11 protein-coding genes are annotated in these 16508 nt (G+C 71.4%); 6 read left to right on the top strand and 5 right to left on the bottom strand.

All coding sequences use genetic code 11. The annotated features are described in order from the left end of the window. The first annotated feature begins 109 nt into the window (after positions 1-109). The 3 genes from ACSU6M_RS17750 (at position 110) to ACSU6M_RS17740 (ending at position 5611) form a co-directional block, all read left to right on the top strand. Positions 110-2629, top strand: coding sequence for an FG-GAP repeat domain-containing protein (locus tag ACSU6M_RS17750; protein WP_437070721.1), 2520 nt, complete (start codon positions 110-112; stop codon positions 2627-2629). 79 nt (positions 2630-2708) lie between these two features. Next, positions 2709-4139: an FG-GAP-like repeat-containing protein gene (locus tag ACSU6M_RS17745; RefSeq protein WP_437070720.1), complete on the top strand. Its 1431-nt coding sequence runs from the start codon at positions 2709-2711 to the stop codon at positions 4137-4139. Positions 4140-4189: 50 nt separating this feature from the next. Then, on the top strand, positions 4190-5611 hold the full coding sequence (locus ACSU6M_RS17740; protein WP_437070719.1) for a VCBS repeat-containing protein: 1422 nt from the start codon (positions 4190-4192) through the stop codon (positions 5609-5611). 64 nt (positions 5612-5675) lie between these two features. On the opposite strand, the gene aspS is transcribed toward ACSU6M_RS17740, so the two are convergent. Further along, on the bottom strand, positions 5676-7439 hold the full coding sequence (gene aspS / locus ACSU6M_RS17735; RefSeq protein WP_437070718.1) for an aspartate--tRNA ligase: 1764 nt from the start codon (positions 7437-7439) through the stop codon (positions 5676-5678). Between the two features lie 155 nt (positions 7440-7594). On the opposite strand from aspS, the gene ACSU6M_RS17730 reads away from it, so the two are divergent. Continuing rightward, positions 7595-9718 carry a SpoIIE family protein phosphatase gene (locus tag ACSU6M_RS17730; RefSeq protein WP_437070717.1) on the top strand — a complete coding sequence of 708 codons (2124 nt, stop codon included), beginning with the start codon at positions 7595-7597 and terminating at the stop codon, positions 9716-9718. On the opposite strand, the gene ACSU6M_RS17725 is transcribed toward ACSU6M_RS17730, so the two are convergent. The 4 genes from ACSU6M_RS17725 to ACSU6M_RS17710 form a co-directional block, all read right to left on the bottom strand. Continuing rightward, complete coding sequence (locus ACSU6M_RS17725) at positions 9688-10746, bottom strand: AI-2E family transporter (protein WP_437070716.1); 1059 nt, start codon at positions 10744-10746, stop codon at positions 9688-9690. The genes ACSU6M_RS17730 and ACSU6M_RS17725 overlap by 31 nt on opposite strands. 263 nt (positions 10747-11009) lie before the next feature. Continuing rightward, complete coding sequence (locus ACSU6M_RS17720) at positions 11010-11987, bottom strand: pirin family protein (protein ID WP_437070715.1); 978 nt, start codon at positions 11985-11987, stop codon at positions 11010-11012. A gap of 130 nt (positions 11988-12117) precedes the next feature. After that, positions 12118-12582, bottom strand: a complete 465-nt coding sequence (locus tag ACSU6M_RS17715) for an SseB family protein (RefSeq protein ID WP_437070714.1) — start codon at positions 12580-12582, stop codon at positions 12118-12120. A 36-nt stretch (positions 12583-12618) separates the two neighbouring features. Continuing rightward, positions 12619-13047 carry a BP74-related protein gene (locus ACSU6M_RS17710; RefSeq protein WP_437070713.1) on the bottom strand — a complete coding sequence of 143 codons (429 nt, stop codon included), beginning with the start codon at positions 13045-13047 and terminating at the stop codon, positions 12619-12621. A gap of 244 nt (positions 13048-13291) precedes the next feature. On the opposite strand from ACSU6M_RS17710, the gene ACSU6M_RS17705 reads away from it, so the two are divergent. Together ACSU6M_RS17705 and ACSU6M_RS17700 are read left to right on the top strand one after the other, a co-directional pair. Next, a complete protein-coding gene (locus ACSU6M_RS17705; protein ID WP_437075198.1) occupies positions 13292-15118 on the top strand; it encodes an acyl-CoA dehydrogenase in 1827 nt (608 codons plus the stop codon). A 75-nt stretch (positions 15119-15193) separates the two neighbouring features. Then, entirely contained in the window at positions 15194-16492 is a 1299-nt protein-coding gene (locus tag ACSU6M_RS17700; RefSeq protein WP_437070712.1) for a M18 family aminopeptidase, read from the top strand. Positions 16493-16508: the final 16 nt, after the last annotated feature.

Genomic DNA, 16508 nt, shown 5'->3' with positions numbered 1-16508 from the left:
CGGACAACTCCTTTCCCGCACACGGCAGATCGCCTTCACCGTTTCCTCACAGGCATCGTAGAGTCCCCCGTGGGAGACACCGGTCTCCCACGGGGAGGGAACATCACACATGGGCAGATCAGCCCTGCCGCGGCGGCGTGCCGCGGCCACCGCAGTCGTCGCCGTCTCGCTCGTCCTGGCATCCGCCGCGCTGCCGGCCGCTCCGGCCGTCGCCGCGACGACGCTGCCGCCGTGGACGGACGCGGTGGATCTGGCGAGCGAGCGCACCATTGTCCAGGACGTCGCCGTACGCGGCGACGGCACCTCCGTCGCCTTGTGGATCCGGAGCGAGAACGGCGACCCCGGCATCCTGTGGGCCGCCACCCGCGCGGCCGGGGGCGACACCTGGAGCGCCCCGGTGGCGCTCAGCACCTCGCCCGTCCGGGAGGCCGAGCTGACGGCGCGCGCGAACGGCTCGGTCGTCGCCCTGTGGGCCGAATTCCCGAGCCCGACACAGGGGGTCGGCACGGGTCCGTCCCGGCTCTCGCGCGCCATCCTCGGCGCCGGGCAGACGGAGTGGACGATACCCACCGACCTGGTCATCCCCGAGCAGCAGCGCGTCGTCCGCGGTCTCGACCTCACGGAGGGCCGGGACGGCACGCTCGCCGCCGTATGGACCGCCCTGCCGATGAACGCCGGGGCGGCCACGTCGAGCGAGGTCTACGCCAGCGTCATCGCGCCGGACGGCAGCCATTCCGCGCCGCAGCAGGTCAGCAACGCCTCCACCTGGGCGGGGCCCACCAGCGGCATGCGGGTCGGCAGCCCCGAGGTCGCCTCCGACGCGTCCGGCGAGCTGGTCGTCTCGTACCGGATGCAGCCGTTCGGGTACGGCACCGTGCACATCATGACCGCCGTCCGGCCCGCCGGGGGCGACGCGTGGCAGACCCCGCAGCTGGTCACCACCGACGTGGCACCCCTGGGGTCCCCGACGCTGTCCGCCGGCCCGCAGGGGGCGGTGCTGGTGTGGCCGGACAAGAACAAGACGCTCCAGGTGATGCGCCGTTGGTCGTTCGCCGGCGAGTGGGGGCAGCCGGAGACCGCCGTCACCGGCGTCGAGCAGCTCGCCCAGTTCCCGGACCCGATGGTCGGCGCGGACGGCGACGTGACGCTGGTCTGGTCCGACTACCGGGCCGCCAACGTGCAGACCACCACCCTCGACACCGACACCGGGCGCTGGTCGGCTCCGCAGCTGCTGTCCAACGGCGAGGTCTCCGGCAACGCCGACTCCAGCCCGGTGTACGACGTGGAGATGGCCCCCGACGGGTCGATCCACGCCCTGTGGCACCAGCGCGGCGATTACGGCCGGAGCCTGCGGCAGGCCACGCGCGTCGGCGACACCTGGACGGCCCCGCGCTGGGTCAAGGGCGCCTCGCACGAGTACCTGACCGGGCAGATCTCGGCACGGTCGGCGTCCGAGGCGACCGCCGTGTGGAGCTGGCATCAGTCCACCACCTACTGGGCCGCCGGCCTGCGCGCGTCCCACACGGCCTGGCCGCAGCTCAAGGTGACGGGGTCGTCCGTGCCCGAGTCCATCGATTTCAAGACCTACGGCGCCTGGGAGCCGTCCTGGTGGACGAACGTCCCGGTGGCCACCTGGACGCTCACCCTCACCGACCGCGCGGGCCGTACCGTGCGCACGCTCACCGGCACCCCCGAGATCTCGCCCACGGCCATCCGCGCCTCCTGGAACGGCCGCACGGCCTCGGGCGCCTGGGCCGCCAACGGCAAGGTGAACTGGACCCTGAAGGCCACCCAGCCGGAGGCGCCGGGCACGACCACCCTGGCGAGCGGCTCGGTCATGGTGGCCGGGGCCGCCCCGGTCCTCCGTGACTACGGCGGCGCCCAGGGCGTCCCGGACGGCGGCGGCGACCTGCTGATGCTGACCAGCACCGGGCGCCTCCAGATGCGGCACACGAACCTGACCGCCACGCGCGAGCTGGGCACCGGCTGGCCCACCACCGTCCGGGTCGTGCCCTTCGGCGACCTGAGCGGCGACCGCTGCAACGACGTCCTCGTCCGCCTGAGCACCGGCGCCCTGCGCCTGTACAAGCCGACCTGCGGCGGCACGCTGAAGACCAGCACGCCGTACACGGCGCTCGGCAGCGGCTGGAACCAGTACAACGTCCTGACCTTCCCCGGCGACCTCACCAAGGACGGCCGCCCAGACCTGATCACCCGCAACGCGTCGACGGGCGCGGTGTACCTCCACAAGGGCACGAGCACGGGCAAGCTCGCCGCGCCGGTGAAGCTGTACAGCAACTGGAAGACGTACAAGAAGATCGTCGGTGCCGGTGACCTCAACGGCGACGGCGTCGGCGACCTGATCGCCCAGGACACCGCCAACAACCTCTACCGCTACCTCGGCAGGGGCAACGGCACCTTCGGCGCACGCGTGAAGCTGGCCGCCAACTGGGGCTCCTCGTACAACCTCGTGCTGGGCGCGGGCGATGTCACCGGCGACGGCAGGGCCGACCTCGTGGCCCGTGACACGGCCGGCGTGCTGTGGCGGCAGGCCGGCACCGGGACGGGGACCTTCGGGGCCCGGGTGAAGGCCGGCACGGGGTGGGGCTCCTACAAGGGCGTGTTCTGAGCACCCTGAGCCGATCTACAACCCTCCGGGGTGCTGAGTGGTCCCCTTCTTCGACTCCGCGTCGAAGAAGGGGACTCTCATGCGCAGATGGGGTGGGGCCGCGGCCGTGGCCGCCGCGGTGATCGCGGGCACGCTGGCGCCGGCCGGGTCGGCCGCCGCCGTCCACGGGGCGGTGCCGGGGGACTTCAACGGCGACGGCTACCGGGACCTGGTGCTGCCGGTGCCGGGGGCGGATGCCGGCTCGTACGCCAGGGCAGGGGCCGTCGTGGTGCTGTACGGCTCGGCGAACGGCGTCTCGGCGACGAGCCGGCGCCAGACGATCACCGAGGACTCGCCCGGTGTCGAGGGCAGAGCGTTCGAAGAGGACCAGTTCGGCACCACCACGGCGACGGCCGACCTGAACCGCGACGGATACGCCGACCTGGTCGTCGGCACACCGTACAACTTCTCCGGTGAGGTCACGGTGCTCTGGGGAAGCAGGAACGGCCTGACCAAGGGCACCAGGCTGCCGCTGGACTCGCAGTTCCAGGACTACAACGGCCTCGATGTGGCCGCGGCCGGCCTGGGCACGGGCTCCAAGACCAAGATCCTGATCGGCGGCGCCCGGTGGACCACCGTCTACAAGGGCCCGTTCGCCACGGACGGCTCCCTCGGGTCGAGCGTCAGTACCCGGACCGACAACGCCGTCGGCTCCGTCGCCCTCGGCGACTTCAACCGCAGCGGCAGCCCCGACCAGGTGGCCTTCGGCGCGCTCCGGCCCGAGCTGAGCGGCAGCCCGATCGCGGTCAACCACGGCGGCACCCAGACCTGGCCGGAGCCGCTGGCGCACGGCAACGGCCTGATCGCCGCCACCGGGGACGTCAACGGCGACGGCTACGCCGACCTCGTGGTCGGGGACCCGCTGGAGCCCGTGACGCCGGGCGCCGACGGCGAGCTCGGCGGGCGCGTGCTGGTCTACCGCGGGTCGGCGAACGGCATCACCCGTACGCAGAAGCCCGAGGTGATCACCCAGCAGACCTCGGGCGTCCCCGGTACCAGCGAGGCGGGCGACCGCTTCGGCGGCGGCCTCGCCGTGGCCGACCTCAACCGGGACGGCGCCGCCGAGATCCTGGTCGGTGCGCCGTACGAGGCCGTCGGCTCGGCGGAGCGCGCGGGCGCCGTCACCGTGATCCCCGGCCGCCGCTCGGGCGCGCTCGGCACCGGCGGGTACTCCTTCCACCAGGACACCACCGGCGTCCCCAGCAGCAGCGAGGCCGGTGACTCCTTCGGCACCACGGTCGCCGCGGGTGACCTCAACCGGGACGGCAGGCCGGAGCTGACCGTGGGCGCGGCCGGTGAGAACGGCGGCAACGGCGCGGTGTTCGTGCTGCCCGGCGGCACCTCCCGCCCGACGGGCACCGGCAGCCGCGTCTTCACCCTGGAGTCCCTCGGCATGGCCCAGCCCGACGGCTGGCTGGGCGGAAAGGGCCTGCTGCGGCTCCTCGACGCCGACGGCGATACAACCAACTGAGGCCGTGACATGTCCCCTTTTCCACAAGCGCGTTGGGGAAGGGGACAGACATGGGCAGATGGAGGGCGGCCGCGGTGGTGGCCGCCGGACTGATCGCGGGGACACTGGCACCGGCCGGCCCCGCCGCGGCCGTCCACGGGGCCGTGCCGGGCGACTTCAACGGTGACGGCTACCGCGACGCGGTGCTGCCGGTCCCGACCGCGAACATCGGCACCAACACGCACGGCGGTGCGGTCGTCGTGCTGTACGGCTCCGCGAACGGGGTCTCGGCCGGTGGCCGGCGTCAGGTCATCACCGAGGCGTCGCCCGGCGTTCCGCCCCAGGTCGCCAAGGGCTCCACCTTCGGCCAGTCCACCGCCACGGCCGACCTGAACCGCGACGGATACGCGGACCTGGTCATCGGCGCCCCCAGGGGCGGGCACGCGACCGGGACCGTCACCGTCATGTGGGGCAGCAGGAACGGCCTGCGCAAGGGCACCCTGCTGCCCAAGCCCGAGCCCTACTTCAGCGACTACGGCAAGGACGTGGCGGCCGTCAGCGCGGGGCCCGGCGAGAAGACCCAGGTCATGGTCGGCGGGGAGTACCCGTCCGTCGTCTTCAAGGGCCCCTTCAGCAGCTCCGGCACCTACGGCTCGGTCACCTACGGCCCGAACGAGCGGGGACCGCTGCCCGGCTCGGTGGCGCTCGGCGACTTCAACGGCGACGGCATGCCCGACCAGGTCGACTTCAGTGTGCGCCAGCGCGCCCTGACCGGCAGCAAGGTCCGGGTGAACCGGATGGGCACCTCCGCCGGGACGGTGCTGGAGAAGGGCAACGGGTTCATCGCCGCCACCGGGGACGTCAACGGCGACGGCTACGGCGACCTGGTGGTCGGGGACCCGCTGACGCCGTGGACGCCGGGCGTCGACGGCGAGCTGGGCGGCCGGGTGCTGGTGTGGCGGGGCTCGGCGAGCGGTATCGCGCCGGACGCGCAGCCCGAGGTGATCAGCCAGGACACCGAGGGCGTGCCCGGCACGGGCGAGAAGGGCGACATCTTCGGGGCCGCCGTCGCGGTGGCCGACCTCGACCGCGACGGAGCCGCCGAGATCATCGTGGGAGCGCCGCACGAGACCGTCGGCTCGGTCAGCCGGACCGGCATGGTCACCGTGATCCCCGGCCGCCGGTCCGGGCCGCTCGGCGCGGGCGGGTACTCCTTCCACCAGGACACCCCCGGTGTCCCCAGCGTCAACGAGACCACGGACTGCTTCGGCACCACGGTGTCCGCCGGGGACGTCGACCGGGACCGCAAGCCGGAGGTGTTCATCGGCGCGGCCTGCGAGAACCGCTACAACGGCGCGGTGTTCATGCTGCGCGGCGGGACCTCCCGCCCGACCGGTATCGGCAGCCGCGCCTTCACCCTGGACTCGCTCGGCATGCCGCAGCGGTACGAGGGCTGGCTGGGCGGCTACGGACTGTTCTGGGTCATCAGCTGACCCCGAGCGGGGCGAAAAAGGGGGCCGGCGTCGATGACGCCGGCCCCCTTCTCGTCCGTGCGGCCTACTTCGGCTGCGGCTTGCGCACCGACAGGTGCAGTTCCTTCAGCCGTGCCTCGTCCAGCTCGGTCGGGGCGCCCATCATCAGGTCCTGGGCGTTGCCGTTGAGCGGGAAGGCGATGGTCTCGCGGATGTTGGGCTCGTCGGCGAGGAGCATCACGATGCGGTCGACGCCGGGGGCGATGCCGCCGTGCGGCGGGGCGCCGAAGCGGAAGGCGCGCAGCATGCCGGCGAACTGCTCCTCGACGGTCTCGCGGTCGTAGCCCGCGATCTCGAACGCCTTGAGCATGATCTCGGGGTCGTGGTTCCGGATGGCGCCGGAGGACAGCTCGACGCCGTTGCAGACGATGTCGTACTGCCAGCCGAGGATGTCCAGCGGGTCCTGGTTCTCCAGGGCCTCCAGGCCGCCCTGCGGCATCGAGAAGGGGTTGTGCGAGAAGTCGATCTTCCCCGTCTCCTCGTCCTTCTCGTACATCGGGAAGTCGACGATCCAGCAGAACCGGAAGACGCCCTCCTCGAAGTGCCCGGCGCGCTTGGCGGCCTCGACCCGCACCGCGCCCATGATCTTCGAGACCTCGTCGAACTCGCCCGCACCGAAGAACACGGCGTGCCCGGCCTCCAGGCCGAGGCGCTCGGTGAGGACCTTGACGTTCTCCTCGGTGAGGAACTTGGCGATCGGGCCGGAGAGCTGGCCGTCCTCGCCGACGCGGACCCAGGCCAGGCCCTTGGCGCCGAGCGTGATCGCGAACTCGCCGAGCTGGTCGAAGAACTTGCGGGGCTGGTCCTGGACCTTCGGCACCGGCAGCGCGCGCACGTGCTTGCCCGCGAACGCCTTGAACTCGCTGGCCTCGAAGACATCGGTGATGTCGACGAGCTCCAGCTGGGCGCGCAGGTCGGGCTTGTCGGAGCCGTACTTCAGCATCGCCTCGCGGAACGGGATCCGCGGGAACGGCGAGGTGACGTGGCGGCCGCCGCCGAACTCCTCGAACAGCTCGGTCATCAGCTTCTCGACCGGCTGGAAGATGTCCTCCTGCTCGACGAAGCTCATCTCGATGTCGAGCTGGTAGAACTCGCCCGGCGAGCGGTCGGCGCGGGCGTCCTCGTCGCGGAAGCAGGGCGCGATCTGGAAGTAGCGGTCGAAGCCGGAGATCATCAGCAGCTGCTTGAACTGCTGCGGGGCCTGCGGCAGGGCGTAGAACTTGCCCGGGTTCAGACGGGAGGGCACGACGAAGTCACGGGCGCCCTCGGGGGAGGTCGCGGACAGGATCGGCGTGGCCATCTCGTTGAAGCCGAGGGCCGTCATCTTGTGCCGGATCGCGGAGATCACGGCCGTGCGCAGCATGATGTTCTTGTGCATGCGCTCGCGGCGCAGGTCCAGGAAGCGGTACTCCAGGCGCCGCTCCTCGTTGACCCCGTCCTCGGTGTTGATCGTGAACGGCAGCGGGGCGGCCGCGCCGAGCAGCTCGACCTCGCCGACCTCGACCTCGATCTCGCCGGTGGGCAGCTCGGGGTTGATGTTCTCGGCGCCGCGGGAGACGACCTTGCCGTCGACCCGGACCGTGGACTCCTTGGAGATCTTGTCCAGGGCCTCGTAGGCCGGGGTGCCCGGACGGGCGACGAGCTGCGTGATGCCGTAGTGGTCGCGCAGATCGATGAAGAGGATGCCGCCCAGGTCGCGCCGATTGTGCAGCCAGCCACTCAGCCGGACGTCGGTGCCGACGTCAGAGGCGCGGAGCTCGCCGCAGGTGTGGGACCTGTACCGATGCATCGTCGTTCATCCAGTCTTCGCGGATCGGGGTCTGTGTTTCACGTGAAACACGACCCAGGGTACCGGGCAGGCGAAGATCGGCTCCCCCTATAAGGGAGGGGGGTCGTCGAACCCTTCGGTGGCAGGATGCGAACACCCTTTCTTAAAGTAGGGCAATGCGCACTGGTGAGCCCCTGCCCCTGCCCGCCGTGGAGCAGGTCCTCGCCGCTCTCGCGACCGGTCTGTGGCACTGGGACACGTCCACGGGCCTGGTCAGGGTGGATGCCGAGGCCGCCCGGCTGCTCGGACTGCCCGCCGAGGAGACCACCCTCACCGAGGCGCAGGTCCGGTCCCGGCTGCATCCGGTGGACTGGAACGAGATCACCGGGGTGGTGCAGCTCGCGGTCGCCGAGGCGACGCTGGCCGAGGTCCGCATCCGGATCATGGACGAGCAGGGCCGGATCGTCCGGGTGGTCCGCAGCCGCTCCAAGCCGTCCTTCGACCCCCGCAAGCGGGCCTACGAGCTGATCGGCACCCTCCAGGAGGTCACCGAACCGGCGCCGGGCACCCCGGCGGACCGGCGCACGGTCACCGGGGACTGGCGGCGCTCGCGTGAGGCGTTCCTGCTGGACGCGGGCCGGGCCCTGGCCGAGGCGCGGTCCACCGCGGAGGTGCTGCGGGTGGCGGCGGGCCTGTCGATGCCGGGGTTCTCGCCGGACGGGCTGGCCGTCTTCGGCGTATCGGGCGACCGCCTGACGATCATCGGCCACCATGGGCACCGACCCGGCGACGAGGGCCCCTTCGCGCACATGTCGCTGGACACCGCCTATCCGGCCGCCGACGTGGTGCGCACCGGCCGGGCGGTGTATCTGTCCTCCCCGGAGGAGTACGGCCGCCGCTATCCCCTGACCTGGCCGCTGGCCCAGCAGTTCGGCCGCCAGTCGTGGGCGTTCCTGCCGCTGACGGTCGCCGGGCGCACGATCGGCGCCTGGATGGCGGCCTTCACCTACCCGGTGGCGTTCACCCCCGACGAGCGCTCGGTGCTGACGACGGTGGCCCGCATGCTGGCGCAGGCCCTGTCCCGCGCCGGGACGGCGGAGTCGGAGCGCGAGCTCACCGACGGCCTCCAGCGCTCCATGCTGCCGACGCTGGGCCCGGAGATCCCCGGTATGTCGGTGGCCGCCCGCTACATCCCGACCGGCGGCGGGCTCCAGGTCGGCGGCGACTGGTACGACCTGATCCCGCTGCCGGGAGGACGGTTCGCGCTGGTCATCGGGGATGTGCAGGGGCATGACGTGCGGGCGGCGGGGCTGATGGGCCAGCTGCGGATAGCGCTGCGGGCGTACGCCTCGGAGGGGCACCGGCCCGACGCGGTGCTCTCGCGTGCCTCCCGCTTTCTGCACGGCATCGCCGACGACGGGGGCGATCTGCGCTTCGCGACCTGTCTGTACGTCGAGGTCGACCCGGCGTCCGGTGTGGTGGAGGCGGCCCGTGCCGGGCATCTGGACCCGGTGGTGCGGATGGCGGACGGCACGGTACTGATGCGGGACACCGCGGGCGGGCTGCCGCTGGGCGTCGACCCCGACTGCGACTACCCGACCACACGGTTCGCGCTGGAGCCCGGAGAGACGCTGATGATCTGCACCGACGGTCTGATGGAGACCGGCGGTCACGACCTGGACACCGGCTGGGCCCGCATCCGCCGGATCCTGGAGCGGCACGACGGCGATCTTGAGGAGCTGGCCGACGCGCTGGTGCAGGCCGTGCACGGGCCGTCCTCGCACCACACGACGGGGCCGCTGGCCGACCGGCGCGAGGACGACATCGCCTTTCTGCTGCTGTGCCGGCCGGGCGAGGGCTGCGGCTGCGGCGGTTCCGTGGCCGTGCGCCCGCAGGTGCGGCGCACCATGCTGACGGTCGCGCAGGCCGAGCCGGAGCGGATCGGGGTCGCCCGCCGGCATCTGCGGGAGCTGCTGCACGACTGGACGTCCCAGGACCAGCTGGACTCGGCGGTGCTGCTGGTCTCGGAGATGCTGACCAATGTGCTGGTGCACACCGACGCCGACGCGCTGCTGCTCGCCGAGGTCAGTGCCGACGGCGAGCGGCGCCGGCTGCGCGTGGAGGTCAGCGACACCAGCGACGATCTGCCGCACCGGCGTCACCCCGGGGAGCTGGCCTCCTCCGGGCGCGGTCTGGTGCTGATCGAGCTGCTGGCCGACGAGTGGGGCGTGGCGCCGCGCGGCGAGGGCAAGTCGATCTGGTTCGAGCTCTACGAGGACGGCGACTCCGCCGGGGCGTAGCGCGCCCGCAGCTCGCTGACCACCCCGAACGCGGCGGCGGTGGCCGGTACGGCGAGCAGCATGCCGAGGATCCCCGCGACGGAGGCCCCGGCCGTGATGGCGACCATGACCACCGCCGGGTGCATCTGCACGGTCCGGGACTGGATCACCGGCTGGAGCACATGCCCCTCCAGGACCTGCACCGCGAGCACCACCCCGAGCGCCCACAGCGCGATCACGAACCCCCGGTCGGCGAGCGCCACCAGCACGGCCACCGCGCCGGAGAGGAAGGCGCCGAGGTAGGGGATGTAGGCGCCGACGAAGACGAGGGCGCCGAGCCCCACCGCACCCGGAACGTCGAGGACCAGCAGGCCGACGGCGATGCAGACGGCGTCGATGAAGGCGATCAGGGTGGTGCCGCGCATGAACCCCTCGACGGCCTGGAAGGCCCGCCGCGCCATGGCTTCCAGGGTGTCGCCGCTGCCGCGCGGGGCGACGGCGCGCAGGGTGTCGGCGGCCTTGTGGGAGTCGCGCAGGAAGAAGAAGACCAGCAGCAGGGCGAGGACGGCCATGGCGATGGTCTCGCCGACGACACTGACCCCGCTGATCACCCCGGACGCGGCGGTGCTGCCGAACCTCGACAGCAGCTCGCGCGCGTTGGAGGCGAGGTCGTCCAGCGAGGTGCCGGCCGCCCCGAAGTGGTCGGCGAGCGACTCGGCGGCGTCCCTGAGCGAGGCGATGATCTGGTCGCCGGTGTCGATGAGCGCGGCGACGACGATGTAGACGGCGCCGCCGACGACGCCCACCACGGCCACGCAGGTCAGGGCGGCGGCCAGCGAGCGGTTCAGCCGGGCCGTGACCAGCCGCCGGTGCAGGGGACCGAGCAGCGCGGTGCCGAGCAGCGCGAGCAGCACCGGCACGACCGCCGTGCGGAACACCACGCACAGCTGCACACCGACCCAGCCGACCCCCGCCACGAGCAGGGCGAGGGCACACCAGGCGGCGAGCCGGCGTGCGGCACGGGGAAGGAGGGCGGCGGCATCCTGCACCCCTCCAGCGGATCACGCCGCGGGCGGGCTGTCCTGCGCGAGCCCCCACGCGGGTGACACACCGTCAGCCCTGGGCTCCGCCGCTCTCCTGCGGCGCCGCCGAGCCAGAACACCCAGGGCTCTCCTGACGCGCCGTCAAGCCAAAGCCGAGGCGGGCCCGTCACCGTGCGGGCCCTGCCGCCGCTGCCGGCAGGCCACAGGCCGGCCCTCCGCTCCCCTGCCGTGCCGTCAGGCCACAGGCCCCTGCACTCCCGCCGGTGGCATCACGCGTCCGGGCCGCTCGCGTCCATGCCGTGGACCGCCGGGACGGTGCCGAGGCGGCCCTTCTGGAAGTCCTCGAACGCCTGCATCAGTTCGTCCTTGGTGTTCATGACGAACGGACCGTAGTGCGCCATGGGCTCCCGGATCGGCTGCCCGCCCAGGAGCACGACCTCCAGATCCGGCGTGTGGGAGTCCTGCTTGTCGTCCGCGCGGACGGTCAGCGAACCGCCGGCGCCGAAGACCGCGGTCTGCCCCATCTGGATCGGACGGCGCTCGGCACCGACCGCGCCCCGGCCCGCCAGCACGTACGCCAGGCCGTTGAAGTCCTCCCGCCAGGGCAGGGTGATCTCGGCGCCCGCCGCCAGCGTCGCGTGGATCATGGTGATCGGCGTGTGGGTGATGCCGGGACCGGCGTGGCCGTCCAGCTCACCGGCGATGACGCGCATCAGCGCACCGCCGTCCGGCGAGGTGAGCAGCTGGACCTGGCCGCCGCGGATGTCCTGGTAGCGCGGGGCCATCATCTTGTCCTTGGCGGGCAGGTTCACCCACAGCTGGAGCCCGTGGAAGAGGCCGCCGGACATCACCAGGTGCTCCGGGGGCGCCTCGATGTGCAGCAGGCCGGAGCCCGCCGTCATCCACTGGGTGTCGCCGTTGGTGATGGTGCCGCCGCCCCCGTGGGAGTCCTGGTGGTCGAAGATCCCGTCGATGATGTAGGTGACGGTCTCGAAGCCGCGGTGCGGATGCCAGGGGGTGCCCTTGGGCTCGCCCGGCGCGTACTCCACCTCGCCCATCTGGTCCATCATGATGAACGGGTCCAGGTAGCGGTAGTTGATCCCGGCGAACGCTCGGCGCACCGGGAATCCCTCGCCCTCGAAACCGCTCGGCGCGGTCGTGACCGCGAGCACGGGACGTGCCACGGCATCGGCGGAAGCGGTCACACGGGGCAGCGTCAACGGGTTCTCGACGGTCACTGCAGGCATGTCGGTACCTCCTTGGTACGCCCAGTTTAGTTGAGCATTGAACTTCCTGCCACCCAGAACGAGAAAGGCCCGGAGGACATTCCCTCCGGGCCCTGCGGACGCCGTCCGCGTCGGCCGTCCGCGACGGCGTCTAGCCGTACATCCGCCGCATCGCGAACTCGACCATCTGCTCGACCGCCTTCGCGTCGAAGACGATCCGGTGCTCGCCCTCCATGTCCAGGACGAAGCCGTAGCCGGTGGGCAGCAGATCGATCACCTCGGCGCCGGTGATGACGAAGTACTTGGACTCCTTGCCCGCGTACCGGCGCAGCTCCTTCAGCGAGGTGAACATCGGGATCACCGGCTGCTGGGTGTTGTGCAGCGCGAGGAATCCGGGGTTGTCACCCCGCGGGCAGTACACCTTGGAGGTCGCGAAGACCTGCTGGAAGTCCTCGGCCGCCATCTGCCCGGTGGTGAAGGCCCGCACCGCGTCGGCGAGCGAGGGCGGGGACGGCTCGGGGTACAGGGGCGCCTGCTGGCCGTAACCGGGCTGCTGCGGCGCGGCGTACTGCTGCTGCGCACCGCCCCCGTCCATGGGCTGGCCGTATCCGTACATGGGCCTCAGCCTACCGAGCCGCCCCGCCCGTCCGGCCTACGGAGCCGGAATCTCCCGTACCACGCGCGAGGTCCAGGGGCACCAGACCAGACCGGGCAGGAAGGCGCCGCCGGCCTCGTCGAGGTGGTCCTCGACATAGGGGATGGTCGCGTCGCAGATTTCGATGGCCGCCTCGAAGAAGTCGACCGTCCCCGGGTCGTAGTGGAAGCTCCAGCGGGGGTTGTAGTCCGCCTGGCTCTTGACGATCCGCCCGACGACATGGGGCCTTTCCCCGGTCGCCCCGTTCAGCAGGTCGCGGGCGTGCTCGATCTTCGCCGGATCGTCGAGGCGGAGGACCATCTCCTCCTGGGTGACGTCCGTGATCACGAAGTACGCCGGTTCGGCCGCCTGAGCGGGCGGGACCGGTCCGGCGGTCAGCAGGGCCGCCGCCGCGAGGCCGCCGAGCCTGGTGAGGAGTCGTCGCATGAGGTGCCTCCGAGCACAGGGCGAAGAACGATCAGTCACCGAACGTAGCGAGACGGTTACGGAGGAGGCCCGGTACGGCGGTACGGCTTCACCCGGCCGGCAGGGGCGCGTTGGGAGCGTCACAGAAGCGCGGATCGGGGTTGCGTCTTATTACTGGCGGGTAGCATCATCGTAGCTACTTGCTGGTACGTGAATCAGTCGCGAGGAGTCAGTGCCTCGCCGATCTCTCTACGGAGCCGTCGCCATGGGGCACTACAAGTCGAATCTCCGGGACATCGAGTTCAACCTCTTCGAGGTGCTCGGCCGCGACAAGCTGTACGGCACCGGCCCGTTCGAGGAGATGGACGTCGACACCGCCAAGAGCGTCCTGGAGGAGCTGACCCGCCTCTCCGAGAACGAGCTGGCCGAGTCCTTCGCCGACGCCGACCGCAACCCGCCGGTCTTCGACCCGGAGACCAACACCGCTCCGGTCCCGGAGTCCTTCAAGAAGAGCTACCAGGCGTTCATGGACTCCGAGTACTGGCGCCTCGGCATCCCGGAGGAGATCGGCGGCACCACCGCCCCGCGCTCCCTCATCTGGGCCTACGCCGAGCTGATCCTGGGCGCCAACCCGGCCGTGTGGATGTACTCCTCCGGCCCGGCGTTCGCCGGCATCCTCTTCGAGGAGGGCAACGAGGTCCAGAAGCACATCGCCAAGATCGCCACCGAGAAGCAGTGGGGCTCGACGATGGTCCTCACCGAGCCGGACGCCGGCTCGGACGTGGGCGCCGGCCGCACCAAGGCGATCCAGCAGGAGGACGGCTCCTGGCACATCGAGGGCGTGAAGCGGTTCATCACCTCCGGTGAGCACGACATGTCGGAGAACATCCTCCACTACGTGCTGGCGCGTCCCGAGGGCGCCGGCCCCGGCACCAAGGGCCTGTCCCTCTTCCTCGTCCCGAAGTACCTCTTCGACTTCGAGACCGGCGAGCTGGGCGAGCGCAACGGCGTCTACGCCACCAACGTCGAGCACAAGATGGGCCTGAAGGCGTCCAACACCTGCGAGATGACCTTCGGCGACCAGCACCCCGCCAAGGGCTGGCTGATCGGCGACAAGCACGACGGCATCCGCCAGATGTTCCGCATCATCGAGTTCGCCCGCATGATGGTCGGCACGAAGGCGATCTCCACCCTCTCCACGGGCTACCTCAACGCCCTGGAGTACGCCAAGGAGCGCGTCCAGGGCCCCGACCTGGCGAACTTCATGGACAAGACCGCGCCCAAGGTCACCATCACCCACCACCCGGACGTGCGCCGCTCGCTGATCACGCAGAAGGCGTACGCGGAGGGCATGCGCGCCCTCGTCCTCTACACCGCCTCCATCCAGGACGCGATCCAGGTCAAGGAGGCCGCGGGCGAGGACGCCAAGGCCGAGCACGCGCTGAACGACCTGCTCCTGCCGATCGTCAAGGGCTACGGCTCCGAGAAGGGCTACGAGCAGCTCGCCCAGTCGCTGCAGACCTTCGGCGGCTCCGGCTTCCTCCAGGAGTACCCGATCGAGCAGTACATCCGGGACTCCAAGATCGACACCCTGTACGAGGGCACCACGGCCATCCAGGGCCAGGACTTCTTCTTCCGGAAGATCGTCCGCAACCAGGGTGCCGCCCTGAACTCCCTCGCCGAGGACATCAAGAAGTTCCTGGCGCTCGGCACCGGCGGCGACGAGCTGGCCGGCGCCCGTGAGCACCTGGCGAAGGCGGCCGTCGAGCTGGAGGCCATCGTCGGCCTGATGCTGACCGACCTCGCGGCCACCGAGCAGGACGTCAAGAACATCTACAAGGTGGGTCTGAACACCACCCGCCTGCTGATGGCCTCCGGTGACGTGATCGTCGGCTACCTGCTGCTCAAGGGCGCCGCGGTGGCCGCCGAGAAGCTGCCGACGGCCTCCGCCAAGGACAAGGCGTTCTACACCGGCAAGATCGCGGCGGCGAAGTTCTTCGCGGCCAACGTCCTGCCCGGCGTGACCCTGGCCCGCAAGGTCTCGGAGAACGTCGAGCTGGACCTCATGGAGCTGGACGAGGCCGCGTTCTAGTACGGCTGCAGACCTTCCCGAGGGCCCGCTCTCCAACAGGGGGAGCGGGCCCTCGTACGTCGTTAAGGTGAACCCATGAGCGAACCCCCCCGCAGCGACCGCGGCCACACCGACGACCTCATGTCCTTCCTCGCCGCCAGCCCCACGCCGTACCACGCCGTGGCGAGCGCGACGGAGCGCCTGGAGAAGGCCGGTTTCCGGCACGTCGCGGAGACGGACGCCTGGGACGGCACGCACGGCGGCAAGTACGTGACGCGCGGCGGCGCGATCGTGGCCTGGTACGTCCCCGAGGGCGCGGCGCCCCACACGCCGTTCCGTATCGTCGGCGCGCACACCGACTCCCCCAACCTGCGGGTCAAGCCCCAGCCCGACACCGGGGCGCACGGCTGGCGCCAGGTGGCCGTGGAGATCTACGGCGGGCCGCTGCTCAACTCCTGGCTCGACCGCGACCTGGGCCTGGCCGGCCGCCTGACCCTGCGGGACGGCTCGACCCGCCTGGTGAACGTCGACCGCCCGCTGCTGCGGGTCCCCCAACTCGCCATCCACCTCGACCGGTCGGTGTCCTCCGAGGGGCTCAAGCTCGACAAGCAGCGCCATCTGCAGCCGGTGTGGGGGCTCGGCGACGACGTCCGCGGCGGCGACCTGATCGCCTTCCTGGAGGAGGAGTCGGGCATCCCGGCGGGTGAGGTCACCGGCTGGGACCTGATGACCCACTCCGTGGAGGCCCCCGCCTATCTCGGCCGGGACCGCGAGCTGGTGGCCGGGCCGCGCATGGACAACCTGCTGTCGGTGCACGCGGGGGTGAGCGCCCTGACGGCCGTCGCGGCCGGCGGCACGGACCTGCCCTGCATCCCGGTGCTGGCCGCCTTCGACCACGAGGAGAACGGCTCCCAGTCCGACACCGGCGCCGACGGCCCGCTGCTCGGCGGTGTCCTGGAGCGCTCGGTGTTCGCGCGCGGCGGGTCGTACGAGGACCGGGCGCGGGCCTTCGCGGGCACGGTCTGCCTGTCCTCCGACACCGGTCACGCCGTGCACCCCAACTACGCCGAGCGGCACGACCCGACGCACCACCCGCGGGTCAACGGCGGCCCGATCCTCAAGGTCAACGTCAACAACCGCTACGCCACCGACGGTTCCGGCAGGGCGGTCTTCGCGGCGGCCTGCGAGAAGGCGGGCGTCCCCTTCCAGTCGTTCGTCTCGCACAACTCCATGCCCTGCGGCACCACGATCGGCCCGATCACCGCCGCCCGGCACGGCATCCGCACGGTCGACATCGGTGTGGCGATCCTGTCCATGCACAGCGTCCGCGAACTGTGCGGCGCCGAGGACCCGTTGCTGCTGACCCGCGCGCTGACGGCGTTCCTGGAAGGCTGATCCGGCCCGCGGGGGT

Source organism: Streptomyces sp. enrichment culture (assembly GCF_964272895.1).
In the GTDB taxonomy this organism is placed as follows: Bacteria; Actinomycetota; Actinomycetes; order Streptomycetales; family Streptomycetaceae; genus Streptomyces.
Note: the sequence above shows the minus strand (reverse complement) of the source record. Positions and strands in the feature narration are given on the sequence as shown.